This is a genomic window from Thermoplasmatales archaeon (genome assembly GCA_026127925.1).
Classification (GTDB): domain Archaea; phylum Thermoplasmatota; class Thermoplasmata; order Thermoplasmatales; family Thermoplasmataceae; genus JAKAYB01.
Genome location: JAJSLM010000003.1, coordinates 17,365 through 43,317, shown reverse-complemented (window position 1 = coordinate 43,317; position 25,953 = coordinate 17,365). Strand labels below are relative to the sequence as shown.

The window sequence follows — 25,953 nt, the reverse complement described above, 5'->3', positions numbered from 1 at the left end:
TGTGCGCCAAGCACCATTTTCTTCATTTCAAAGCGAATAAAGATTCGGGCGGATTTTTTCGATGACTTCTCTTGAGTTACCGGAGAATTCACCGATATTGATGTCGCATCTATACCCGCTCATCCTGTTATTCATGAACCTGTTACATATGTGTTGTTGAGCAGAAAGCCCCATTGTCTCAAGATCGCTTTCTATCTCTGCACTCTGCAGCACGCTAAGTTCGTCAGGAGTTGTTACCAAAACGAATCTTGATTTCTGGAGGGTATTCCATACCCTTGCTGATAGATCCTGCCAGCTCTTTATAATCTTGATTGCACGATCCTTGCTTATCCCGGATTTAATCCTAAGAACGAATTTTATGTCTCTTCCAAGGTGCTCATAAAATTCTCTCTCTACCTTGAGCAGGTGCATCGTTGACGAGGAGGCGGGAGTATCCCAGACAATGTTTTTGTATGAATCCGAATCGTCAAGATCTGTTATCTTGCTGATAATGAATTCTTCCGCTACGCCAGGACTCGTTGCTATATGATCCAGTATAGATCGATCTGTGTCGACAAATTCACTCACTATTGAATAAACCTCCTCTCCGTAAGCGGATTTCCACATCTCAGAAACTTCACTTTCACTGAGAGTCATTACGTCCAAGTTTTTCACGGCTTCGGTAAAAATGTACGAAAGCGAACTCATGAAATCAGTGGAAACAAGAAGCGTTTTTGATTTCTCGGAAAGATTGAGTGCATATGCGGAGGCAATGGAAGTTTTTCCGACGCCTCCTTTGCCGACAAATGCCGTTATCATTTCATGAAGAACACAGGCTAAAATAAATTTCTTTGCCCGTTCGCTCAATTCCGTTTGCTAAAGGAAAAGACCGTACATTCTTATGTGCATTAAATGACGTTGTTCAATTTCAATTCTGATAAAATGGACCCTATTAAAGAACCATTTCCATGCAATTGGCCTACTCTGGAATAAAAGGTCGCTAAGCAAGAAAAAAATCGTTTGCAACCAAAATTAACATAGACTGTTATCGCTAGCAATTGACCATGATCTTTAAATGCTATCTGCTGATTTTCTATTAGATAAAGCTATGCAAGATCAGTATCCTATGGCAATAATTAAGGAGCTTCGCTTTAGAATTGACCAGGAAATAGAGTCTTTTTTCGATGAGTGTATTCCAAAAAATCTAGACAGTATCGGAAAATCTGTCTCAAAATTGATTACGGAGTTCACCCTTTCCGGAGGCAAACGCCTACGACCTATTTTCGTAATAATGGGTTACAGATTGTTTAGAAAAGCTGATGATCGCATATTCAGAGCTGCTATATCTATAGAGCTTGCCCAGAGTTATCTCCTCATACACGACGACATCATGGATCAGAGCGAAACACGACGAGGAAAACCGAGTTTATATGTCAGAGCAAGATCGCTCGTAAATGCAGAACCTGAAATCGCCAACCGTGTTTCACAAAACATCGCGATCATAGCGGGGGATCTTGCGGATGCTCTTGCCCATAAGGCACTTCTTACCAGTGGTCTGGAAGCTGAAAACCTGATCCGGGCAAATTTGTTACTTTCCGACATAATAGAAACGACAGGTTACGGGCAATTGATAGATATAGATTCGGCTTACAACAAGAACTTCAAGCAGAACGACCTTTTCAGAATGCACATATACAAGACCGCAAAGTACACCATCGAAGGGCCACTCATGCTCGGTGCGATCCTTTCAGGAACAAATGAGAATCTGGCTCCTCTAAGTTATTACGGCTCTTTACTCGGGACGGCATTCCAGGTTTATGACGACATTCTGGGACTCTTTGGAAAGGAAGACGAAACTGGCAAATCGATAAAGAGCGACGTAAACGAGGGAAAGAAGACGCTTTTAATGCTTAAAGCCCTGGAGAGATCGAATGATAAGGATCGTGCTTTCATCCACAAATGCTTGAGTTCGGGCAATGTTTCGGATATGGATTTTGAACGTCTTAAGAAGATTGTCGTAGACACAGGATCCTATGATTATTCATTGAAAATCGTGAGAAACATGTCTGATAAAGCTATAGAATACTTATCCATGATCAACGGTGATAGGCAAGTAAAGGATTTTCTGAAAGGCCTTGCGTACTACGTCATAGATAGAAAGAATTAATAGCAGTCAAATTCTGTTTTGGTCACTGATGCTAAATGTCCTCTGAAAACATATCCTGCGGAATCGATGAAGCCGGCAGGGGTCCAGTAATCGGGCCTCTTGTCGTAACGATTGTATGCGGAAATAATGATGTCCTTGCAGGACTCGGGGTTAAAGATTCGAAGAAGCTTAGCCCAATAGCAAGGGAGCGATTATATACGGAGATTATGGCCCATGCGGAGATCATTAAGACGGAAATCATAACAGCAGCCCAGCTAAATTTACTGATGGATACCGAAAACCTGAATTACATAGAACAATTGAGCTATGTATCCCTTGCCAGGATGTCTCCGGATGAATGTACAGTATATGTGGATTCGTTTGACGTTAATCCTGGAAGGCTCGGTAGATTGATAGAGTCTGAAACAGGAAGGAAGGTTGTGTCTGCACACAAGGCAGATGAGGTCTATCCGGTAGTCTCGGCTGCATCCATAATCTCAAAGGTCATAAGGGATCGGGAAGTGAAGGCGATCGAAGAGAGATATGGAACGATGGGCTCGGGCTACCCGTCCGATCCTAGAACGATTAAATTTATTCAGGAATCGCTGAAGAATGGGACAGACCTCTCAGGGATAGTAAGGACAAAGTGGAAAACATATAAAACTCTCGTATCACGTCTCATGAACAGCAAACTTTTTTGAACTCCATGATCAACGTATGCGCTTTCTCGGATGGAATGCCCATTGCTGCCCATTCCATGGATGCTCGAACGAATGATTAAGATAATATAGAATAGCTTACTACACCTTTGTGACAGAAAACTACGGAAAAATGTCAGTGTCGGAAATGGCAGACGATTATAACGAACGCGGGATTTCTTATTTTAATCTTAAGAAATATGCAGAGGCAATTAAGGAGTTCACAAAGGCAATAAAATTGATCAGCAACGAGCCAGATTTTTACTTCAACAGAGGACTGGCTTATTATTCCATGAAAATGTTTGATCAGTCCATCAAAGACTACACGAAATCTATTGAACTTGACCCAGAAATTGCAGATTATTATAATGCACTTGGATCCGCTTACGATGACATCGGAAAGACGCGAGAGGCCGTAGAGAACATTTCGAAGGCAATCTCTATCGAAAATGACATCCCAGATTATTACTACAATAGAGGAAACGCCTACTGGAGGGCAGGAAGATACACCGAGGCGATGAATGATTTTGACAAAGCGATTTCACTGAATTCCTCGGATCAGATTTTTCTTTATAGGAAATTTGAGTTGTTAATGAAACTTGAAAAATTTGAGGATGCTTCGTTGCTCATGGACAAAGCCATCGCGCTTTCCCCTGGCAACTACCAGTACTATCTTGATAAATCACTTGCACTCGAACAACTTGGAAAGATAAATGACGCCATATCGCTGTTAAAGGAAGCGGAAGAATTATCCACAGACATATCCGCTACAAGAGAAAGGATAGAATATCTTGAAGGCAAATTGCAAAGCGATAAAAGTGAGAGTATGTGACGGATGAACACGAACTAAGAGGATACCAAAACGATCTTATCAGGTTCATAACGGAATCCCTAAAGATTTCTAATTCGGTTTCGATAGAATCTCCAACCGGATCCGGAAAAACAATTATTGCACTCATAGCAGCGATCAAAATTGCCAAAAGTAGCGGGAAGAAGATTGTTTACCTAACCAGGACGAACTCCCAGCAAGAGCAAATAATATCGGAGTTGCGAAAGATCCCAGAAGAATTTAGAATGCGTGCGGTTCCGATGCAGGGCAGACAGAATCTCTGCCTTCTCTCGCGTGATCTTGAGACTGATGAGAACTTTTCTCCGGAATCGCTCTCAAGGTTTTGCAACGACAGAAAAAAGAAAGTAATGTCTGGCCTGAAGAGTGCGTGTGAATATTTCAATGATAATGTGTTCTCTGATCAAATCTCAAATCTTATTTTTACCACTATTCCAACAGCTGAAGAATTTCTGGCTTATGGAATCAGGCACAACGTCTGTCCTTACGAAGCGTTAAAATTTAATGCATCTAAGGCAGATTTAGTGATATCACCTTACTCATATTTCCTGAATCCTGAAGTTGCGGAAAGGTTTCTTTCCAGATGGGGCGTATCAAGGGAAGATCTTATCATAATCCTTGATGAAGCGCATAACCTTCCTGATATCGCCAGATCGGCGTCATCATTCAGCATAACTCTCAACATGATTAACCTGGCGGAAAAAGAAGCTCACGAATTTGGGGATATCGAGCTAGTAAAGAGAATTAAACCTACAGACTTCTGTGAAATGCTCAGGAATGCCTTGCTTGATATGCAAAGGGACTTTCTGAACGAACGTGATGAGGCGAAGATCAAGTTCTCCGATCTTTCCGACTATGTAGCGATAAGCAACAAGATGAATCCAGATACGTTCTGGTACCTTTCATCACTTTTTGCCGATTTCGGGGAGAATATATTGGATCACAAGGAAAAAGACGGCAAGGTACCAAGGTCGCATGTATACACGCTTGGTTCACGGCTCCTCAATTGGAAATTGATGGAGGACGAAAAATACATCGCGATCTTGTCACTTAAGGACACCGTAAAAATAGAGGCGTTCTGCATTGAACCTACGGCGATACTTGAACCACTCATGAAATCGAAGACGATACACATGTCAGGTACTCTTGCGCCATTTGATGTTTATTCAAACATTACCGGGTTCACAAACATGAGATCAATGGCGATAAGAAATGTCTTTCCTACGAACAACAGGAGGATTTTCTACTATGACTCGGTCTCAACAAAATATGAGGAACTAGACGCTCTTGAGACACAAAAAATACACGACATCTTAGAAAACTTGATTAACGGGCTAAGGAAGAAGACCATTGTTTTTTTCACATCATACAATGTCATGCAGAGAATAACCAGCATGAAATTCCATTTTGATTATATATCGGAATCGAGGGAAATGAGACAGGATGCATTGATGTCCACAATACAGAGATTCAGGAACGGCCAGGAACCTCTCTTTGCCGTAATGGGTGGAAGGATATCTGAAGGCATGAATTTTCCTGGGGAACAACTTCAGCTTGTGATCATGGTAGGTCTGCCGTACCCAAAACCGGACGCAAAACAAAAATCACTTTACTCGTATTATGAGCACAAGTACGGAAACGGGTGGCTTTATTCCGTCACTTTTCCAACGTCAATAAAGATCAGGCAAACGCTTGGAAGACTGATAAGAGGAGAAAATGATGTAGGTGCCTCTGTTATATTGGACCGTCGTGCCTCTTATTTCAGGAAATATGTACCGGACATGATGCTAAGCAAGGATCCTTTAAAGGATATCCAGAACTTCTTCGATTCTGTATCCCCTGGATATCAGAAAGAAAATTCTTACATATAGAATAAAATTGTTTAGTCAGCGCTCATCTTTATCGAATACAGTTTCATGGATTTAAACATTTTTAATATTTGGTAAGTAAAATTCAATACCGACAGGACTCGATCCATCATTGGACTAAATGGAAGAAAAAGCAACTTTTTTTTAAACAAGTTTATAAAGTGATTTGCAATTACTTATGCTTGCTAAGTATTGAAAAAGAATGATTAACATGGTTAATAATAACGATAAAAATATTAAGCGAAACTATACGAACCTTAAGGAATTGGCTATTGCAATCAGCAAGGGATTAAGTCTCCAGAACAGGGTCATGAATGAGGAGGAGGCCGTTGATGCTGCAGAGCATTTAATAAATTTCTTCGGTTATAGTGACAGGGTCATTGACAACATGCTCGAACCTGAGGATAGAGATTCATTTTATACCATGGAGGACATTGGCGTTCTTCAAACTGAACGAGAGGAAACAACCCTGTACGACGGTAGGGAATGGAGAATACATTACTGGATTCTCAATGTTCCTCATATAATCCGATTGTCAAAAATGAAGACGCCCATCGCAGTCATAGAGAAGAGCGACGCGTCACAGATATACGAGGAAATTCCGGACGAGTACTGGAAACCGAATTAAGGGATACAGGTGCACGTCGCAGTTCTTGATAGGGAACGATGCCATCCTAAAAAATGCAACCACGAATGTCAATATTATTGTCCTCCAGTTAGGAGTGGGACACCAACAATAGAGTTTCCAGATCCAAATTCCCAGCCCATAATAAATGAGCCTTTATGCATTGGATGTGGGATATGCGTACACCGCTGCCCCTTTGGGGCCATAAAAATTATTACGCTTCCGGATGAGCTGAACAAGGACCTAAGTCATCAGTATGGACTCAATTCTTTTCGCCTGTATTCTCTTCCTATACCGTTAAAGGGTAAAGTTTCCGCAATTCTTGGGCAGAATGCCCTGGGCAAAAGCACCACGTTGAAGATACTTTCTGGCGTGATTATCCCAAATTTTGGAAATTATGAGGAGAAGCCGAGCAAAGAGAACGTCGTCCGGAAGTTTGCTGGATCCGTTCTCGGTGACTACTTCAGGGACCTTTATGATGGAAATCATGTCGCGGTTCTTAAGGACCAGAATGTGGATCTGATTCCGAAAGTTACTTCTGGAACCATCGGCGAAATCCTCAAGAGAGATGATCCGCAAAAATTGTTTGATGAAATAGTTTCATCGCTGGGACTTGCGGAATCCCTGGATAAGGATGTAAGCTACTGTTCTGGAGGGGAGCTTCAAAAACTTGCCGTGGGGAGGGCACTGATGAAAGACGGGGACATATATCTTTTCGATGAGACAACTTCCTACCTGGATATCTCCGAAAGGCTCCGCGTAGCAGGGTTGATACAGAAACTCTCAGCTTCCAAGATTGTTTTTGTTGTTGAGCACGATTTGGCCATAATGGACTGGATGGCGGACAATGCTCACATTGTTTATGGTCAGCCTGGAGCTTACGGAATTGTCAGCGAACCCAGGACATCCAATAAAGCAATAAATTCGTTCCTGGAGGGTTATCTTCGCGAGGAGAATGTTAGAATCCGAAATTATGCAATAAGTTTTCAGAAAAAATCCTCAAAACGCGATACAACCGGTATAGACCTTTCTTCATGGACTGATCTGAAAATTAACCTCGGAAATTTCAGGCTCAACGTTTCGGCAGGATCCCTGAAGAACACACACGTTGTTGGAGTTCTGGGGCGAAATGCTCTGGGGAAATCCACCTTCGCAAAGATCCTGGCGGGCGTGATAAAGGATTACGAAGGAACTCTTTCGAATCCGGTCAGAATATCTTACAAGCCACAGTACATATCTACAGACTATGACGGCACCGTCCTTTCCCTGTTTCATTCGGTACTTAAGGAAGACATGGAGAATGCATTCGTAAGGAATGAGATCATTCATCCGCTTGACATAGAATCCCTGTATGATGAAAATGTGCAGGATCTGTCTGGCGGAGAACTTCAGAGAATGTCCATATGCCTCACACTTTCGCGCGACGCCGACCTGTATATTCTGGATGAACCATCCGCACACCTCGACAGTGCTTACAGAATGCTCGCTGCCAAGGTTATCAAAAGAGTTATGGAAAACAACAAGAAAGGTGCATTGGTCATCGATCATGACGTTTACTTCATTGATCTCATTTCTGATGAGCTCATGATATTTACGGGAACCCAGGGCATTGAAGGAGACGCTTTTGGGCCCATGCCGATGACCCAGGGCATGAATGCCTTCCTTAAAGAGATAGAGATAACGTTCCGAAGGGACGCCCTTACAATGCGGCCCAGGATTAACAAGCCGAACAGCAGGCTCGACAAGGAACAGAAAGAGAGCGGCAACTATTATTATGCGGAGTGAATGGGCGGAAGATGATCGGTGATCTGGAAGTTGAAGAGCGTGACGGACTTGCAAGAATTGCAAAATTTGAGACTGCACATGGGACCGTAGAGACACCATCGTTCATGCCTGTGATCAACCCGAACATCCCAGTATTGACGATAAAGCAGATGACTGGCATGGGCGCAGAAGCCCTTATAACTAACTCATATATCATCAGGAGAACACCGAAACTCGACGAGGCTGCCAGGAAATACGGATTGCACTACCTTCTTGACTACGATGGCCCAATAATGACCGATTCTGGGACTTTCCAGTCACATGTTTATTCTGACATTGAATATTCGAACGAAGACATTGTAAACTATCAAAAACTGATAGGGAGCGACATAATAACGATCCTTGACATTTTCTCTGAACCGGGGTTTTCGCGAGAGAAAGCAGAGTACGCTGTAGTCGAGACGAAGAAGAGGCTTGAGGAAATCGGTGATCTCGGAACATCGATTTTGGCTGGGCCCATACAGGGATCGACGTTTCCCGATCTCAGGCGCCTTTCAGCGGAACTCATGAGCAAATCACGGGCGGGATACCTCCCTGTTGGTGGAGTCGTCCCCTTGATGGAATCATACCGGTATGATTTGACTGCAGAAATAATCATAAACTCGAAAATTCGATCGGACTTCTCCAAGCCCGTTCATCTGTTTGGTGGGGGGCATCCGATGTTCATGGCGCTCTCTGTCCTCCTGGGTGTTGACGCTTTTGATTCTGCATCTTACGTAAAATATGCGAAAGATGACCGCATGCTATTCCCTTCAGGTTCAAAGGAACTCTCTAAAATTTCAATTCTCCCATTCTGGAGCCCGCTTAGAGACAGATATACGATAAAGGAGCTCCAGGGGCTTAATTCAAAGGACAGATTTGAGGCTCTTGCACTGCATAACCTTAAAGCCATATTCAATGAGCTCAGCAGTATAAAGGAATGCATTTACGAACAGACGCTGTGGCAATATGCGGAGTCAAAAGCAAGGACTCATCCATTCCTTTTCAGGGCATTCCTAAAAATACTGGAATACAGAAAAGAGCTTGAGAAATTCCAGGAATTGTCTAAAAAATCAACATTTTTCTATTTCGATGACTACAGCAGGAATCACCCAATTGTACAGAGACTCAAAGAATTCTCGGAAGCGGTTACGGCATCAAGCGCAAAAAATTATGTACTCAAAGGTTACAACCTATCACCCGGATTCTCAATGGGCCCGGAATATGCCAGAACATATCAACAGGCAGATGGCAGTATATTTGCTTCATGGAACGGGATTTACGTCCCGGTCGAGCTTGAGAGCACATTCCCTGTGGAGCAGGTTGTTTCCTCATATGATCCTTCGAAAGACGGAAAAACGATCGGAGATGTTTTTGAATTGCAAGAACTGACCGCGTCAGAGGATGTCGGAGATCAAAAAAATGAGAGCATACCTAAGATCATAGAGAATTATAACATCAAAAAGGTAAGACGTGTTGCCGATTATCAGTTCGGCCTAGGCACTGGAGAGAATATTTTTCCGGACGGGACCGCAGTCACGGTTTCAAAAAATACGGGAAGGATACGCTCGGTACTGCTTGATTCTACACTTCTTGCCACTCTTCGCGCAAGGGATGGATTCTTCACTCTCACAATCGAAGGGGCAAGAAGGCTTCATGAAGCATCAGAGTTTCCACGACACAGAGTGATAGTGAATGATGACAGCGCCCCGTTTAACAGGAAAGGATACAATGTGTTCTTCAAGTTTGTTATTGATAAGGACCCCAAGATAATTGCGGGAAACGAGGTCCTTGTTGTAGACCAAGAGGATAACCTTCTTGCATGTGGCAAGAGCGCCTCATCTGGCTGGGAGATGCGCAATTACAGGAAAGGAATTGCGGTAAAGGTTCTTCATTCCACATCTGACATGAACAGTGGATCAGAGATCAGTAGCGATTCGGCCCGGATAGTTCCTTGAATAAATTAAACACCAAAGATGGATGGCTCAGCAGGGAGCGGACAATCAATCCAGACGGATAATCTATGTCCCCAAGCCTGTTTATTGTGTCGATCATCTTGGGATCCGATAAAACCGAGAAGAGCCTGTTCAGGGACCGATCACTGAGTGAAGCGAATACTCTCTGGACGATTCCATCAACAAACAGCTCTTTCCCTATGTCCTTTTTCCATGATCGCTCATAACTTGAAAGGAAAGATTCTCCGAAATTGTTATTTTCAAACGCATTCAGGATCGTTGCTGATGCATGCTTAGCAGATACAAGGCCGGTGTATATCCCTCCGCCTGTAAGAGGCTTGACTATTCCCGCCGCGTCCCCTACCAAGATAGATCGATCAGAGTAAGTCTTGCCAAGATAAGATATAGGTATGGGCCCGCCCGTTACCGTTATTATTTGCCCGGCTCCGAGCATGGACTGTAAAGCTGCGATGTAATTTTTTGCACCACCTCCGACCGTACCCAGGCCAACCCTCGAGATCGGCCCTGTGGGAACAGCCCAACCAAAAAACCCATGGGAAAACTTCGACCCGAGAAATACGGAAACAGAATCCTGATCGACCATTCTGTGAGCATAATCAATCTGGTAAGTCGATATAACGCGTTTTGGAAATGTGCCGAACAATTCCTTCCTAACAATGCTGTTCGCCCCATCTGCACCGACAATAATTTTTGCTGATTCCGTCTTAGTTTCGCCAAGTTGGTTATATTCAACTTCAACTGATTCTTTTAAGCGTTTTACAGAGCGCACACGTGAACCGAGCCTCATATCCGTCCCGGCGGATATGGACATACCTGCCGCATCTTTATCAAAAGAGTCCCTGTATATGATCAGGGTCTCCTCATTCTTTGCTATATGAAGTGGATGTTTATCACCAAAATAGACATCTGCACCATGCACTCGATTAGCGATGGATTTTGTATCGACATAATCAAGAATCCTTTTCGTAACTACTCCGGTACACTCAACCGGCCTTCCAATCTCCTCGTGCTCTTCCAGATTTAAAACATCAAGACCGGAACTAGACAGTACATATCCAAGGTACGATCCGGCTGGACCAGCCCCGACTATTATTACATCCCTCAATATTTTATGCCATTGTTTCCGCCTTATTCACTTTTTCCATATTCACAACATATTTGAGGTATAACAGAAATGATATTGAGAAACTAAACGCCTGCAAAGTTTTAATTAACCGTCTGTCTATTACTTCTAACTTAAACGAGTGATCTGATGTCGACTACTAGAATGACTATATCAATAAAAAATTTGAAGGAAATTGCTGATCTGCTAAATACTGTTGTGAATGAGGCAAAGTTCAAGCTTGATGCCAATGGGTTATCCGTCAAGGCGGTTGATCCTGCACATGTAGCGATGATAAGCATAGATGTACCAAAGGAAGTATTCCTGGATTTTCAGGTGGATAGCGAAGAGGAGATATCCATGGATATTGAAAAACTAAAATCCATTATAAAACTTGCAAACTCTAATGACACCGTTACTATGATCAAGGAAAAAGAGAAGCTGAAATTTGAGTTAAACAACATAATAAAAAGCGTATCGCTGCTGGATAACAACACTGTTTTTACCCCAAGGGTTCCACAAATTTCTTCCGAATCTTATGTTGTTGTGGCTAAACCGGAACTTGAGAAAGGACTAAAAGCTGCAGAGGATGTTTCAGATTCGATCAGGTTTATGCTATCCCCGGATGACTTCAGGGCAAGATCCATATCAGATTCAGAGGAATCCGAGCTGATCCTCACAAAGGATCTGCTGAAGGAAATCAAATGCCCCAACCCGGTGAAGAGCTCATATCCACTCGAATATCTCTTGAAACTCATAAAATCACTGTCAAGCTCGGAGGATCTGAAGCTGGGCTTCAAAGATGATTACCCACTTACTATAGAATTTAAGTTCGGGATCCCAAGATCCGGGGACGCGACAATCATTAGCGGATCTTTTCTGTTAGCTCCAAGAATGGAACAGTAAATATTAAAATTATAAATAATCATAACTTTAAACGATGAAAAATTTATTCCATCACCTTAATACCGCACGGCATAATGCGCCATCATAGTCCATCTTTAAAGGAAGGCACAGAAGTTCGTATTTACCAGGCTTAACATTTAAAAGGTTCAACCCTTCAATTATAACTATGTTTTTGCTCAACAATATCTTGTGGACTTTCATGCCCTTTGTACCAAATTGCTCGATGGAAAGGTAATCTATACCAACTGCATCCACTTTCAAGTCGACGAGCCTGTTTGCTGCGTCCTCGGCTATGTAGCAGAAATCCGTGTGGAATGTGTCGTACATGCCAGAGTTTTTTGTCTTGAACAGTACCCTCTTCTCAACATCATCGGGTATGTCCTTGGCTGAAATTCGGTCTCCTTTCACCTCGATGACTGAAGCTGGCCCTATAAGGCTTTCAATATTGATTGAGCCGGCTGTCTTGCCTCCCGGGATCGCGTGAAATGGTGCGTCAAAATGCGTTCCAGAGTGAGTTTCCATTATTAATCTTGTTATGTGAACTCCGTTCTTCTCGTGTGTCATGTAAGGGTACTCTTCAAACCTGGCATCCCCAGGGTAAGTTAGCATGCTCCATTCCAATGGTATTGATATATCTTTCATACTCAGTCATTTCTAATTGCTTTATATTTTTTGGCAAACCGCTTTAGCCGATGTCCGCAAATCGGACAAGCATCGGAATATTCACTGAACCTCTGCCCGCAACCCGTGCACCTGTACCCCCATGTGATTTTATAGCCAATCTTTTTTAGATCAGCGCCTTCAAATTTTATTCCAAGAAAATTTGCTACGTTTTCCATTGCAAAATCGTCTGTTACCAGCGTAGAGTCTGTCTCGAGTGCAATAGCTATTAATCCTATATCCGTGTCACTAAGCTCTTGCAAATCACCGGTTTCCTTAGCAGCGGCTTTAACTGCAATAATTGTCTTATCGCTTGGGATGACTACCCTGAGACTCGAAATGCTCATGTTAAGTAGACGAGAGACTTTGCCGAGTTTTATCTCGTTGATGACATTCCTTGAGATAAGGAAGTTCCCCTCCGAGAGGTTAAATTTTCCGGAAAAGATCGCGGAAGTGTCAAGCACATACGTTTTCCCTTTTTGCAAATCAATGTGACTATTGTCGGTCATCAATAGGTACGAATTCCTTAGGTCCCTTGTTGCCAACATACAATCCTCTGGGGCGGAATATCTTGTTGTCACTAAGATATTCCAGGGATCGTGCTGTCCATCCTGAGATTCTTCCGACTGCGAATATAGGCGTAAAGATACTCGGATCAAAACCAACAGAATAATACAGCAAGCCGGAATAAAAGTCTACATTCGGGAATATGCCCTTAGAACCAAGCGTTTGCGTCATTATATTCTCGATCCTTTCAGCAGTCTGGAAAAGATTCTCTTGGCCATTCTTTGTGGTGACAGTTTCGACGAATTTCTTAAGGATCTTCGCACGCGGATCATAAACTTTATAGACGCGATGACCGAACCCCATAATCTTTTCCTTGCTTGCGATCATATTTGAGATTACTTTTTCGGCGTTTTCTGGATTGCCCACGCGCTGAATCAAGGCCAGGGCTCGCTCATTCGCACCACCGTGTAGCGGGCCCTTTAGAGATGATATCGCAGCTGTCACAGCAGAATACATGTCGGATAGTGTTGATATTACTACCATTGACGTAAAAGTAGAAGCGTTCATTCCATGGTCTGCATGAAGAATTAGGGCTTCGTCGATCATTTTGGCTTCATCCTTATCCGGCCTCCTACCAAGAGCCTGGTAAAAGAAGTTGGATGAAAAAGACAAATCGTCATCTGGTGGGATAAATTCTTTGGAATTATGTGCTCTGTTTATGGCTGCAACAACAGATGGAATTTTTGCAATCAGGTCTATGCTGATATTTTTCTGTGTTTCTAGATCCGGTTCTATGGACCGATTGTCACGTGCTCCGATAAAAGAGATCACTGTGCGGAGGGCAGACATTGGGTGGGTATCTTTCAAATCCTTTATCAGGTTCAGAGTGTCATTATCAAGTTGTCTCTTTTTCCTCAGAGATTCTGAGTAGTTTTTGTACTGGTCTGTGTTTGGCAACTCACCATTCAGAAGTAGATAGGAAACTTCTTCATAGTCGCAATTTTCTACTAATGTGTTCACGTCGTAGCCACGATAGACTAGTTTTCCAGCAAGCCCGTCTACATAGCCAACACTGGATTCAGCCGCAACAATACCTTCTAGACCCTTAGAGAATTGTACATTTTCTTGATTTGATGACGTCATTTAAATCAACTTTATCATTATCGCGTCTAAATTAATTAAGACTTCCATGATATTTAATGAAATCGCATATTTTGTTCAATAGAATGGACTCACCAAAGAATGAAGTTCCTATCATTTTCGCCCGTAAAAATTTATATATGATGCTTACGTAATGATTTTATGAATACCAAAGATCAGGAAAATAGTGCTGTCCTTCTGAAAAGCATTCTTGAGGATCTAGTTGAATCTGTTAAACTTTCTGATGGTTACGGCAACTGCTTGAATGAATATTCGTCCCTGACAGAAATCAAACAGAATTACCTGACAAAGGAAAAAAAATTATCTGATGACCTTGAAAAGATTCTCAAGACCTATTATGAAAAGGAAAAAATTGAGATATTCCTTCCATACAAGAGCAAGATTTCAAGTTTCCTGGATTCCACACTTGGTGACTACCTTTCCTCCCTTATGGCCGATATCGATAAGCAGATCTCGAATAAGCAACGGGAATGCGACGGTTACGTCCAGAAAATCAAGACCATATTACAGAATTTCCTTTTGAATGATCCCTTTGTGATAGATTCTTCGGAAATAGTATGTCGGTTTTCCGATGGTAAATATGGCGCCGAACAAACAATTAACTGCAAAAACAACATAGATTACCAGTATTCTCTTGACACATCGCAGGTCGAATTTTTAAGGAATAAATCTACAGGATCAAAACTTTCAAAGGGATTGCGAATACCAGTGAGAGCTGGCAAAAAATGGTTGAGCAAAAAGGTTGCATTGGATTTTGAAAAATTCGACCCCTATTATCTAAACAGAGCGACGCTAACGCAAGATTTATTGACTCTCGAATTCCAGAATGACGAGATGGCTTCAAAGATAATTATTGAAAGCGCCCAAACGATTAAGAAAGACCTAAAGGTGTTCTATAAAGACGAAGTGCAAAGTGTTGAGATTACCGGGAATCAAGATCTCCTTAGCGGCCTTAATCTGGATGCCATTCATTCAATTGCCAACCAGCTAGAACTCGGCATTAATTTCATTTCAAAGTACCGGTTAGCACTTCTCTCGTTGAAAGTGAAGAATATAGAGATACTCACGTCAATGAAGGCTTTTGATTTCCTCTATGCCGGCTGCCAGAATTTATCAAAACAGCTGAGTCCGCTTGTTGTAGGTATTCTATCCGGGGCAGAAATACCTGGAACCGATGAAAATAGTACCGTTACAAAAGACTACATAAACCAAAGATTATCGCTGCTAGGCCAAAGGTCTTCACTAATAAGTCCCCTGCTTGGTGTTCCCTCAGTCTCAATTATAAAAAATACAAAGAAAAAAAAGCATGATGGACCTTTAAATTTAAAATAACATAAAACATCTCCTTACAGAACAACTAAATGTTACTCCCTGTATTATTAAGACGCGTAAGGAAGATTCTGAAAAGAGGGATCGGTGCTGCGGCTTTAGCTTCGATCATAGTCATCGTATACGCGACGTTTTCTGAATACTTTATCGAGCGAAACCTGCCTGGCTCTGGCATACATTCGTTGTTTACGAGTTTGTGGTGGACTATGCAGACGATAACAACGGTTGGATACGGTGATACCCCTGTAGTTGGATATCTCGGCCGAACAAATGCAATATTCATAATGATTTTCGGTATAGGGAGTTTAGGATTCATGTTAAGTTCTCTTGCGGCAAGTTTGATAGACAATAACTTGAAGAGAAGATTAGAAGGTGTTATCGTGAAAGAAAAAAATCATGTTATAATATGCAATTACGATTCAACAGGTAAGCAAGTAGTGCTTGATCTTATGGAAAAAGGCTATCCGATCGTTATGCTCTCAGATACAGAGATAAAGGATCGGGAACTGGACTTTGACTATGTCCGAGGAAGTGCCCTGAACGAATCGGATCTGAAGAGAGCCGGAATAATGAAGTGCAATTCGATCATACTTCTTGCTAGCAAGCTAACTGAAAGCAGGGAGGCTTCCGAAATAGACGCTCTTACAATAGTTGCAGGGATGAAAATCAAAAAAATTAACCCAAAGGTAAATGTGATAGCCGAAATATTGACTCCAGAAAGCGCGATTAATGCCAAGGATGCCGGTATAGATGAGGTTGTTGTCAGAGGTGCGCTTTCTTCATCGGTAATATCTAAGTCGGTTTTTACACCGGGAATGTCTGACCTGCTTTTACAGATACTTTCAGGGAAAAACGACATAGACATCAAGGAGATAGATGCCGCCCAATATAAGGAGAAGAGCTTCAGCGATGTGCAGAAGATCTTTCACTCCGAGGGGAAGTTCATTGTGGGATTCAGGGTTGCATCTGACATATTCGCAAGAATTCCAAAGGACGGATTAAAAGGGTGCGATTCAATAATATACATGGAAAGATCCGGAATTAAATAAATTACCCTAATTTTTGTTCAGCATGCTTCACGTCCTGTGTCTTCATTAGTTTATTAATAGCTATATAGTTGGAGTTAAATCCCTCACTTCTCAACTTGCTTGCTATAAAGGCACTCTGAAGGCCCTTCTGACAGTAAAAAACATAATTTCTATTTTGTCCATGCTCCTGGATAAAATCCCCGATCTTGTCTGCAGGTACATTGAAGGAACCAGGAAAGTGCCATCCCTTGAATTGTTCCATTGACCTGAGATCAACAATTATAGAATCGGGTCTAGGTTCCGGTATATTAAATTCCTCCGTTTTGAACAGCGTCAACAGATCATCTATCTGGCTCGCACGGTATATTTTTTCAGAATTGATAACAGCAGAAAGATCGCCGAAACGATCCATATCGCCATTTATGTCCGTCGGCTTGGAAGTTGTTACTGGTTTGCTGCTAAAGAGTGCGCAGAATTCACCATGCGTATCCTCGACGTATGTCCCAATCTTCCGAGCCAAGCTCGTAGTTTCGTCCTTGTCGAAACCTATAAGGGGGCGGTATATAGGGAAATCTATCGTTGCGTTTATAGATAAAAGATTATCTGGTGTCTGCGAAGATACCTGTCCGAGAGATTCCCCAGTGACTATGCCCTTTGCACCCACTTCCTTTGCGATTGATTCGGCTATTCGGTACAGTATACGCTTGTAAGTTAGGCCCGGAACTCTGTAATTAGTGCCGTAGGCCAGTTCGGTAACAACCTTTGTCCCGTCCACTATATGTATTAACGGGTCCGTTCCATATGACCATTCCTTAACAAGCGATTTTATGGTTCTCAAGAAATCAACCGTATCAACAGGATGTGCCAAAGCAAGGAAAACAAAATCGACCGGCGATCCTCTCTTCATCATGAACCAGCTCGCAACTGGAGAATCTATACCACCGGAAACAAGAGCCACCATCCTAGATTCTGATCCGAGGGGCAGACCTCCTGGGCCAGGAATAATTTCTGTGAAGGTATAAGCAACACCATCCCTGACTTCGATGTAAATCTCGACATCAGGTTTTTCAAGATCGACACCTGATGAGAATGGAAAAAGTTCTTCTCCTGCTTTTATGCTTAGCTCGCGCGAACCAAAGGTATGAATTCCAACGCATCTGGCCCTTATAGCAAATTTCTTCCCATTGACGATGGAGGAATAGGTACTTGAAACTTTTCCGGTTAGATCTTCGAGATTAGTAAATTCAAAGCGATTAACATGAGAGTAGGATTTTACTCCGAACGTATGAGACAGAGAAAAATTCACTTTGTTCTCTGGACCATCAGATTCCACGAAAATGCGCCCTCTCTCCGAGTGTATGGAAGCTCCGCATCCGTTTGATTCGAGGGACTTCGCTATATTTCGTTTCAGGAGATTTTCCATGCGTTTTCTCGCATAGTCTCCCTTAAGACCGATCTCAGAGTACCTGACAAGTGTATACATTTAAGACTTTACCTTCCACTGACGCAATTCACATAGTACCGATTTCATCGAAGGAACTGATGTAATCTCCAACAAATATTGGTTCCTCCTTTATAATCCATTTTCTCGCTGTAGCCTCTCGCAATTTTCCAGTAACATGAGACCATTTCATAAGATCATCTACCTCATACATGACCACAAACTCCTGATCACCAAGACCAAATGAATAGGTCGTGAAGGAACGAATTCCTTCGCCCTCCGGATTTGTAGTGGCCATTCTTATGTGCTCTTCCATGATCTTTTTCCGCTCATCATATGGAATCAGGTACCATTCAGGGGTTTTACTCATTGGGTATGCGACGAAGTGCTTGAGCGGTGCCTGGTCGAATACATTCTCAGGTTGCTTTCCCTTGTGAAGATAAGGCGATGGTTCGTATATCGATATTAGACTGTAACTCAGGTGTCCAAACCCGCCAAAGTTTTCCTGGATATTACGCTTTAGAAGCTGCAAACCCTCGGCGTTTCTTGAAGAACCCCAGAACAGTATATCAGCATCGTGCCTGGAACAGGTGTAAATCTTAAGATGGTTCAATTTCTTTCTTACGCCCGAAAAGATCAATGAAGTATTTTTTAAGACACGCTTTTTTTCTTCCTCTTCCATTCGCCAGAACGATTTGTTGAACTTGAAAGAATAAACTACAACATACACTGAACCGTTATCCATTATGATTACCCTCTGGTGTATTGCGTTTCTATTATTTTCACTTTCTTGTCGACCGTGACTGATGCCGATAGTGTATCTCTGAAAAACTCAGAACAAGATAGCACTCCGCACCTCACGCCTATGGGAATTGCAAGAGTATAAGAAACAAATGAAGAACATACGCCAAGGCATGATATAAAATATCACGCTAATTAGATAATATTATATAACCGAATCAGCATGTTATTTTATGGATAACGAAAACCTTTTTGATTCAATAAACTCGATAGAATTTTACGTCGGATCAGCTAGGCAGTGGGCTTATTACCATGAAAAAGCCTTTGGCTTTCAACTGAAAGCCTATGCCGGTCCGGAGACCGGTGTAAGGGATCGGGTATCGTACCTTCTCGAGCAGGGAAACGTAAGATTGACTTTCACGAGCTTCCTTGGTCCTGATACACCGATAGCAGATCATGTAAGATTGCACGGTGACGGGGTAAAGGATATTTCAATGACAGTGGAAAATCTGGATGATACATTGGAATTCCTGAGACAGAAGAATGTCGTTAAGATTAAATCACAGCAGAACCTGAAGACCGGAAACGGCGTACTAAAAAAAGCCGAACTCTCAACCTACGGTGAAACCATACACTCGCTCTTGGACACTGGAGAATATGAATCTGAAGCCCCGCCTGGTTTTGAACTGGTGGAAATTAAAAACAAATCTACCGGCCTCCATAAAGTCGACCATGTAGTGGGAAACGTGGAAGAAAACAAGATGGATCCATGGGTAAACTATTACATAAAAGGGATGGGTTTTAATCAGCTGATCAGCTTCGATGACAAGCAGATAAGCACGGAATATTCTGCTCTAAAATCAAAAGTCGTTCAGTACGGTGACGGGAAGATCATATATCCTTTGAATGAACCCGCGATCGGGCTTAAAAAGTCACAGATTCAGGAATACCTTGACTATTATAACTCTCCGGGTGTTCAGCATATTGCACTATCCACGAATAATATAATCAAAACCGTGAGCGAGCTGAAGAAAAACGGTGTTGAATTCCTCTATACTCCTCCGTCCTACTACGAAACTTTAAAGGAACGCGTTGGCAAACTTGATGAAAATGTTGATACCCTTAGAGATCTCAATATTCTTGTGGATGTTGATGAGCACGGATATCTGCTTCAAATTTTTACGAAACCAATAGGAGATAGACCAACATTCTTCTATGAAATTATACAAAGGAAAGGGGCTAAATCATTTGGTGCTGGAAACTTCAAGGAACTCTTCAAATCCATAGAAAGAGAGCAGGAAAGAAGAGGGAATCTGTAAAGGGTGTCTAATGAAAATTGCGAGAGTTATTTCTGGAAAGGCACAGCACACCGTTGTAGAGAAAGGTAACGAGTTTTTTGACATCGCGGATATATATGGAACGGAACTAACAGACGATAACTACTTCGATTTGATTATGAACAAGACTCATACAGACATTACCCAGCAAACCGATAAACTCCGTGGGATTGCTCCCGATTCATTTCTTCTTCCTATTCCCAAGATCGGACAGATAAGAGATTTCTATGCATTTGAGGAACACGTTAGAACTGCAAGAAAATTACGCGGCCTGGACATGGCAGAGGAATGGTATGAATTTCCAGCTTACTACTATTCCGGGAATTCCTCGGTCTTTCCTGGTGATGCCAAGATTAATTATCCAAGCTTTTCCAGTGAACTTGACTACGAACTTGAGATTGCTGCGGTTATAGGAAAAGATGGCAAAAACATCAGGGCAGATGAGGCCTGGAACCATATTCTGGGTTTTACGCTAGCAAGCGACTGGAGTGCGAGGGATCAGCAGAGAAAGGAAATGAAAATTGGACTCGGACCTTCAAAGAGCAAGGATTTCGCAACCTCCTTTGGAAAAACGATTACAACGTCAGACGAAGTACTGAGGCACACTGACAGAAATTTTCGCATAGATTGCACTGTCGCCGCAACAGTAAATGGCAAGCTGTATACAAGAACAAATATAATGAACATGCACTGGACTTTCCCTCAGTTGATAGAGTGGGCATCGAAGGAGGTAGAACTTAAGACCGGGGACATAATCATGAGTGGGACTGTACCGGGTGGATGTATCCTTGAACTCGGATCTGATAAATATGGATGGCTGTCAAGAGGGAACAGGATAAAATTCAAGTCCGAATATTTAGGTGAACTTGAAAGTGAAATTATTTGAGGTGAACTGAATGGTATTTTATGTGAAACAGGGCGAGATGCCAGAATCTCGACACACGTATAAGAGCAGGGAGAATTTATTGAGAGAAGAACTTTTTGGAGAGGAAAGCTTTGATGGTCCGTACTCTCTTATTTATCATAAGAACGAACCCACCCGCATTAAGAACTTAAGAAGAGAGGAGAAGGTAAACGTCCCTGTTGCAGTAAATAAGGAATTTATGCATAGACACCTTGACGGTTTGAAACTAAACAGAGAGGGCAATTTCCTTACAGGAAGGCAGTATCTGCTGGTGAATTCAAGGGTGTACATTGGTATAACGAAACCAGCTGAAAAGTTCAATGATCTTTTCAGGAGCGCACTCACCGATCAACTCTTCTTCATTCACGAAGGAAGCGGGACTCTGAGATCCGTGTTTGGTGATCTGAGCTTTTCATCGGGGGATTATGTTTATGTACCTAAGGGCACAACGTATGGTATTGATTACTCCAGTGATCTTGTGGTTTTCTTCCTCGAATCCTCCGAGAGAATAGGAATACCACCGAGATACCTGAATGTCTATGGCCAGATAAAGGAAGGTTCTCCATATTATAGCCGCGATATAAGATATCCCGTTCTAAGCAAAGAGAAGAAATCAGGAACCGATATCTATAAAGTGTACGTAGACTACACGGGTTATTATGCTGTTGAGGAAAGGGATGAGAGCCCAATGGACGTAGTCGGCTGGGATGGTTATCTCTACCCATTCGCCATAAACGTAAACTCTATGGCCCCAATTGTTGGCAAATTGCATATGCCGCCTCCAGTGCATGAAACATTCAGCGGAAAGTCTTTCATGGTAGGAACCTTTTTACCACGGAAATTCGATTTTCATCCACATTCGATTCCGATCTCGTATTACCACAGCAACATAGATACAGACGAGGTTCTTTTCTACTCTTCCGGAGATTTCATGAGCAGGAAAGGCATATCAAAAGAATCTATCACGCTGCATGTGAGAGGCCTGATCCATGGTCCACAACCTGGCGCAGTTGAGGGTGCTATCGGCAAAACAGAGACGAACGAGATTGCAGTAATGATAGAGGCATATGACCCACTTGGAATAACAAAAAAAGCAGAACAGATAGAAAATCGGGAATACATGAAGTCGTGGTATAAATGATCTATAACTACCTTCCTATAAAATCAGTATACGCTGGACCCAATTCGACAGACGAAATCAGGAGGTTGCTAGAGGAAATTCAACCTTCAAGAATCATGCTTATGACTAACCACTCCGTGTCGCTCACAAATTTCTATCAGAATTTCATTTCAAGACTTGATTTCCCGGTTACAGAATTCAAGGAGGTGACACAACATTCCCCGATGGAGGAGGTGGAGCATGCTGTTGAACTGATCAGGAATAACAACTGTGATATTATCATTTCAATAGGGGGTGGAAGTGTAATAGACGCTGCAAAGACTGCAAGGTATTATTACAAATCATTGGAGCAGATCGCTATTCCCACCACGCTTTCCGCCGCCGAATTCTCCCATATAGCCGGCTACACAATCGGAGACGAGAAGGTAGGTGTTAGAAATAAGGCCCTTACTCCGCAGTATATATTCCTCGACCCAAAGGCGACAGTGGAAACCCCGGAAGATCTGTGGAGATCGACAGGCATAAGAGCCCTGGATCACAGTATAGAGACCGTTATCTCTAACGGAGAAAGCGATATAGCAAGGACCTTTGCTATAAAGTCGATTAAAATGCTGTTTGGCAACCTGGGCCTCAAATCAGAATTCTCAAGGTTTCAATGTCAGCTAGCCGCCTGGTATTCATATTTTGAGGTTTATGATGCCCCTATGGGGCTAAGCCACAACATTGGAAAGATCATTGGAGCAAAATGGAATATTCCACATGGTATAACAAGCTGCATAACCCTCCCTTCCGTGCTAAGACATTATGCTCTGTCGAAACCAGAGCCTCTGGCAATGATCGCAAAAGAACTTGGTTATGAGGGATCAAACGTTAATGAATTGGCTGCAGCCTTCGCGAGGTATGTCGAGTCTTTCATCAGCAGTCTTGGTCTAACGCATACGCTCACCGATTATGAAATAAGCGAAAAGGATCTGGATTACATAATATCAAAAATAAAGGGGACCGATGATAATATCAGAAGTATACTGACGTCAATGCTTTGAACGAAGTATGGTTAGTTCGCTAAGGCCCGACGCAGGATTCTTCTCTCTTCCAAGTTTTATTCCGTCAAATTTTGTGATCTTTACCTCTAACAGAGGATCTGCTACACCGGAAAAGAAATGCCCACCCACGACAGAATGATCCTTATTCGCACCAGCGCAGTGGATGTGCAACCTTGGTTCGTTCTCGGCTATACTTCCATGGAAAGATACGATTTCCAAATTTTCAGGATACATCTTTTTAAGATACTCTTTACCGTCAAAGTAGCCTACTTCCAGGTTCCGAATCATGCCTATCGCAAATGTTACCTCGCCACTCATGATCTCATAAAGGTTGAGAGCACCCAAAATCTCATTCTGCACGGATTCGTTCTTCTCAATCTTTAGAAAAAGTTCTCTCCTATCCAAAAAATGTTGCATGCCTAGGAGAATTCATAAAATTATATGAAAGTATGGAGTAAGTTGACCGCAGCAAAACCTGTAGACTTCAGCGAGAAAGCGCCTAAATTTAAATCTACGAACGTCTACACATTATACTGGATTGCTAGAAATCCTGAGATGCAAGCTTCGGTATACCTACGGAATTTTCATATATACGAGTTTCCAAGTTCCGTTGTCCTTTTTGTAGCCTGTTATAGAGCAATTGGTGAACGTTCTTTTTGAATACCCCAAGGGCAGGTGAGTTTCATAAAACGATCTTTGAAATCCGCCGTGAGTGACAATCAAAATTCTCTTATTCTCGAATTCCCGATACAGATCATCAACCGTTTTATTAACTCTAAAAGTAAAATCTCTTGACTTTTCAACTCCAGGGAGATGATCTATCTGGTCCGAAAGGATAGTTGCGAAGTCGATGCCGAAGCGTTCCCTAATTTGACTACTGGTTAGCCCTTGTACCGGGCCGCAATTCCGTTCCCTCAATCTTTTGTCGACTTTTACTTCTATTCCTAATTCTTTGGCTACTATCTCAGCGGTTTCTCTTGCCCGCTTAAGATCACTGCTTACTATGACTTCAGGGTTAATTCCGCTAACAATATTCTTACTGTTTTCGGCCTGCATTATGCCAAGAATATTCAGGGATTCGTCCTGCCAGCACTGCCACAGACCTAGAGCATTCAATTCCGTCTGGGCATGCCTCATCAGGAATATATTTCCGTCATTTAACCGATCCAGATCCTGCATATTAACCAGCATCATAAATTAAGATCAAGCAATAATTCATATCCTTGCCGTGAAATCTTCTGATGACCACACCTCTTTAGTATAGGCGTTATACCTGAAACTGAGAGTCCAGTTTTCCGAATTCTTTTTAAAACCAGCGATCGAGCAGTTAAAAAGATACTCTTCATCATCAAAAGTCGGAATTCCGTTGAGTTCATAAAACATTCTTATGAAAGCACCGTGTGTTACTATTAATACTTTCGAACCTGGCCATGCGTTTGTAACGTAAGAGATTGCGCTCTGAACTCTTTTGGCAAACTCGATTATCTTTTCAGTGCCAAATATTGGATCAAGGCTTCCCTTTGGGATTCCCCTAGAATCGGCGAAATTTGGATACTGTCTCTTTATTTCTTCGTGACTCATGCCCTTTAACTTACCGCCATCAATTTCTCTGAACAAAGGGTTATGCAGAATGCTCTTAGCAAACCATCCATTTGATATTAACTCAGCAGTCTGAATGGCGCGCAATGAATCGCTACTCAAAATAACATCAGGAAAAATAGACTTTACAACAGAAGCTGCCTGAAGCGCCTGCTGCCTTCCATAATTGTTGAGAGGATCACTTTCTAGTGGCCACCCACCATCTATATTAGAATCTGTTTGCGCGTGGCGCATTAGAAATAGTTCTTTAACTTCCGTGTTCACTGTCCACGAATACAAAAAAGGATAAATCAGTTTCTACTATCCGAAAGACCTAGCCAAAACTGTTCTTCCAATTTCAGTATGCCATCAGCTCCACGGAAGAATTTTTCTCTAGCATCCGGATCATTTTTATGAACTCCGAGGACGTTTTCCATGGCATCCTCATGGTGCTCCTCTATTTCCCGGTGAAATGTAAAATACTTCAGATCCATGCCCGCGTATTCGGGGTGCTTCTTTTTCCATATTTCGAATCCGGACAAGAGTTTGTCCCACATTGGAATAGCCATGTTTTCAAGTCCAAATTCTGCACCCAGTCCCTCAAAATGGTCCCCGGAAAAATACTCTCTCATTCCATCCAGCCATGCCTTAGTTGTTCGTAATTGTGCCTGCTTGACAATCTTAGCGGGTTCGATATCAAGACTTCTAAGGTATGCTCTATAAAGCAATTCATGCCTCTTCTTCGGACTGCCATCTCCAAGTTCTGAGACAAGTATAGATGTGAGATTTTCAGCATCTTCTTCGTTTGGAGTATTCACCAAAAGAACCGACAGGATAGATGGCCATTCTCTGGTAAAGTGATAGAATTCTTCAGAAAACCTTTTAAATTCGGTATCTGAAATCTCTCCCCGCGAAAAGCGATTTATAAAATCATTGTTCGTAGCAGCATGCTTCTTGACAAAATCGTAAACTTCAGAATAGAAATCTCCTTGTGCTTGCATTAGTTCACCTAAAAAATATAACCAATGATGATATAAATACCTTTTGTTGTTTTATGCAAATTTTTTCCAGGATTTTCTTAAATATGAATGACACAAAATTATGCTATTGATAATTTATCTATAATTAATAATTTTATTTCACATACATAAATG

At 42.2% G+C, this 25,953-nt stretch carries 25 protein-coding genes; 14 read left to right on the top strand and 11 right to left on the bottom strand.

What is annotated here, in order from left to right:
* Nucleotides 1–27: 27 nt before the first annotated feature.
* A complete protein-coding gene (locus LVQ96_03730; GenBank protein MCW6170262.1) occupies nt 28–798 on the bottom strand; it encodes a hypothetical protein in 771 nt (256 codons plus the stop codon).
* A 307-nt stretch (nt 799–1,105) separates the two neighbouring features.
* Here LVQ96_03730 and LVQ96_03725 point away from each other — a divergent pair, with 307 nt between their 5' ends.
* The 7 genes from LVQ96_03725 (at nt 1,106) to tgtA (ending at nt 9,924) form a co-directional block, all read left to right on the top strand.
* Nucleotides 1,106–2,146, top strand: a complete 1,041-nt coding sequence (locus LVQ96_03725) for a polyprenyl synthetase family protein (protein MCW6170261.1) — start codon at nt 1,106–1,108, stop codon at nt 2,144–2,146.
* Nucleotides 2,147–2,181: 35 nt separating this feature from the next.
* Nucleotides 2,182–2,826 (top strand): ribonuclease HII, encoded by a 645-nt coding sequence (gene rnhB / locus LVQ96_03720; GenBank protein ID MCW6170260.1) that lies wholly within the window; start codon nt 2,182–2,184, stop codon nt 2,824–2,826.
* Nucleotides 2,827–2,935: 109 nt separating this feature from the next.
* Nucleotides 2,936–3,655, top strand: coding sequence for a tetratricopeptide repeat protein (locus LVQ96_03715; GenBank protein ID MCW6170259.1), 720 nt, complete (start codon nt 2,936–2,938; stop codon nt 3,653–3,655).
* Entirely contained in the window at nt 3,652–5,541 is a 1,890-nt protein-coding gene (locus LVQ96_03710) for an ATP-dependent DNA helicase (protein ID MCW6170258.1), read from the top strand. Before LVQ96_03715 ends, LVQ96_03710 begins: the two co-directional genes overlap by 4 nt.
* Before the next feature lie 208 nt (nt 5,542–5,749).
* The gene (locus LVQ96_03705) at nt 5,750–6,166 is read left to right on the top strand and encodes a hypothetical protein (protein MCW6170257.1); all 417 of its coding nucleotides are present in this window, start codon (nt 5,750–5,752) and stop codon (nt 6,164–6,166) included.
* A 9-nt stretch (nt 6,167–6,175) separates the two neighbouring features.
* A complete protein-coding gene (locus LVQ96_03700; GenBank protein ID MCW6170256.1) occupies nt 6,176–7,948 on the top strand; it encodes a ribosome biogenesis/translation initiation ATPase RLI in 1,773 nt (590 codons plus the stop codon).
* 11 nt (nt 7,949–7,959) lie between these two features.
* Entirely contained in the window at nt 7,960–9,924 is a 1,965-nt protein-coding gene (tgtA, locus tag LVQ96_03695) for a tRNA guanosine(15) transglycosylase TgtA (protein MCW6170255.1), read from the top strand.
* Here the strand turns inward: tgtA and LVQ96_03690 are convergent.
* A complete protein-coding gene (locus tag LVQ96_03690; GenBank protein MCW6170254.1) occupies nt 9,893–11,047 on the bottom strand; it encodes an NAD(P)/FAD-dependent oxidoreductase in 1,155 nt (384 codons plus the stop codon). The genes tgtA and LVQ96_03690 overlap by 32 nt on opposite strands.
* A gap of 147 nt (nt 11,048–11,194) precedes the next feature.
* On the opposite strand from LVQ96_03690, the gene LVQ96_03685 reads away from it, so the two are divergent.
* Nucleotides 11,195–11,950, top strand: coding sequence for a DNA polymerase sliding clamp (locus LVQ96_03685; protein MCW6170253.1), 756 nt, complete (start codon nt 11,195–11,197; stop codon nt 11,948–11,950).
* Nucleotides 11,951–12,001: 51 nt separating this feature from the next.
* On the opposite strand, the gene LVQ96_03680 is transcribed toward LVQ96_03685, so the two are convergent.
* Genes LVQ96_03680 through LVQ96_03670 form a run of 3 tightly spaced genes read right to left on the bottom strand, consistent with a single transcriptional unit; the run spans nt 12,002 to nt 14,260 of the window.
* A complete protein-coding gene (locus tag LVQ96_03680) occupies nt 12,002–12,592 on the bottom strand; it encodes a cyclase family protein (protein ID MCW6170252.1) in 591 nt (196 codons plus the stop codon).
* A 2-nt stretch (nt 12,593–12,594) separates the two neighbouring features.
* Complete coding sequence (locus LVQ96_03675; GenBank protein MCW6170251.1) at nt 12,595–13,119, bottom strand: hypothetical protein; 525 nt, start codon at nt 13,117–13,119, stop codon at nt 12,595–12,597.
* The gene (locus tag LVQ96_03670; GenBank protein MCW6170250.1) at nt 13,106–14,260 is read right to left on the bottom strand and encodes a citrate/2-methylcitrate synthase; all 1,155 of its coding nucleotides are present in this window, start codon (nt 14,258–14,260) and stop codon (nt 13,106–13,108) included. Before LVQ96_03670 ends, LVQ96_03675 begins: the two co-directional genes overlap by 14 nt.
* A gap of 159 nt (nt 14,261–14,419) precedes the next feature.
* Here LVQ96_03670 and LVQ96_03665 point away from each other — a divergent pair, with 159 nt between their 5' ends.
* The gene (locus LVQ96_03665) at nt 14,420–15,610 is read left to right on the top strand and encodes a hypothetical protein (protein MCW6170249.1); all 1,191 of its coding nucleotides are present in this window, start codon (nt 14,420–14,422) and stop codon (nt 15,608–15,610) included.
* 29 nt (nt 15,611–15,639) lie between these two features.
* Nucleotides 15,640–16,656 (top strand): NAD-binding protein, encoded by a 1,017-nt coding sequence (locus tag LVQ96_03660; GenBank protein ID MCW6170248.1) that lies wholly within the window; start codon nt 15,640–15,642, stop codon nt 16,654–16,656.
* A 1-nt stretch (nt 16,657) separates the two neighbouring features.
* On the opposite strand, the gene LVQ96_03655 is transcribed toward LVQ96_03660, so the two are convergent.
* Complete coding sequence (locus LVQ96_03655; GenBank protein MCW6170247.1) at nt 16,658–18,118, bottom strand: THUMP domain-containing protein; 1,461 nt, start codon at nt 18,116–18,118, stop codon at nt 16,658–16,660.
* Between the two features lie 28 nt (nt 18,119–18,146).
* Entirely contained in the window at nt 18,147–18,821 is a 675-nt protein-coding gene (locus LVQ96_03650) for a chlorite dismutase family protein (GenBank protein MCW6170246.1), read from the bottom strand.
* A 229-nt stretch (nt 18,822–19,050) separates the two neighbouring features.
* On the opposite strand from LVQ96_03650, the gene hppD reads away from it, so the two are divergent.
* Genes hppD through LVQ96_03630 form a run of 4 tightly spaced genes read left to right on the top strand, consistent with a single transcriptional unit; the run spans nt 19,051 to nt 23,221 of the window.
* Nucleotides 19,051–20,136, top strand: coding sequence for a 4-hydroxyphenylpyruvate dioxygenase (gene hppD, locus LVQ96_03645; protein MCW6170245.1), 1,086 nt, complete (start codon nt 19,051–19,053; stop codon nt 20,134–20,136).
* 10 nt (nt 20,137–20,146) lie between these two features.
* Complete coding sequence (locus tag LVQ96_03640) at nt 20,147–21,040, top strand: fumarylacetoacetate hydrolase family protein (protein ID MCW6170244.1); 894 nt, start codon at nt 20,147–20,149, stop codon at nt 21,038–21,040.
* A gap of 10 nt (nt 21,041–21,050) precedes the next feature.
* On the top strand, nt 21,051–22,199 hold the full coding sequence (locus LVQ96_03635) for a homogentisate 1,2-dioxygenase (GenBank protein MCW6170243.1): 1,149 nt from the start codon (nt 21,051–21,053) through the stop codon (nt 22,197–22,199).
* Nucleotides 22,196–23,221, top strand: coding sequence for an iron-containing alcohol dehydrogenase (locus tag LVQ96_03630; protein MCW6170242.1), 1,026 nt, complete (start codon nt 22,196–22,198; stop codon nt 23,219–23,221). The genes LVQ96_03635 and LVQ96_03630 overlap by 4 nt, the downstream gene beginning before the upstream one ends.
* Here the strand turns inward: LVQ96_03630 and LVQ96_03625 are convergent.
* The 4 genes from LVQ96_03625 to LVQ96_03610 all read right to left on the bottom strand — a co-directional run bounded on the left by LVQ96_03625 (nt 23,210) and on the right by LVQ96_03610 (nt 25,800).
* A complete protein-coding gene (locus LVQ96_03625; GenBank protein MCW6170241.1) occupies nt 23,210–23,638 on the bottom strand; it encodes a DUF296 domain-containing protein in 429 nt (142 codons plus the stop codon). The two genes, LVQ96_03630 and LVQ96_03625, sit on opposite strands and share 12 nt — an antisense overlap.
* A 156-nt stretch (nt 23,639–23,794) precedes the next feature.
* A complete protein-coding gene (locus LVQ96_03620) occupies nt 23,795–24,415 on the bottom strand; it encodes a histidine phosphatase family protein (protein ID MCW6170240.1) in 621 nt (206 codons plus the stop codon).
* A 21-nt stretch (nt 24,416–24,436) separates the two neighbouring features.
* On the bottom strand, nt 24,437–25,084 hold the full coding sequence (locus LVQ96_03615; GenBank protein ID MCW6170239.1) for a histidine phosphatase family protein: 648 nt from the start codon (nt 25,082–25,084) through the stop codon (nt 24,437–24,439).
* A gap of 26 nt (nt 25,085–25,110) precedes the next feature.
* Nucleotides 25,111–25,800, bottom strand: a complete 690-nt coding sequence (locus LVQ96_03610) for an iron-containing redox enzyme family protein (protein MCW6170238.1) — start codon at nt 25,798–25,800, stop codon at nt 25,111–25,113.
* Between the last annotated feature and the right edge of the window lie 153 nt (nt 25,801–25,953).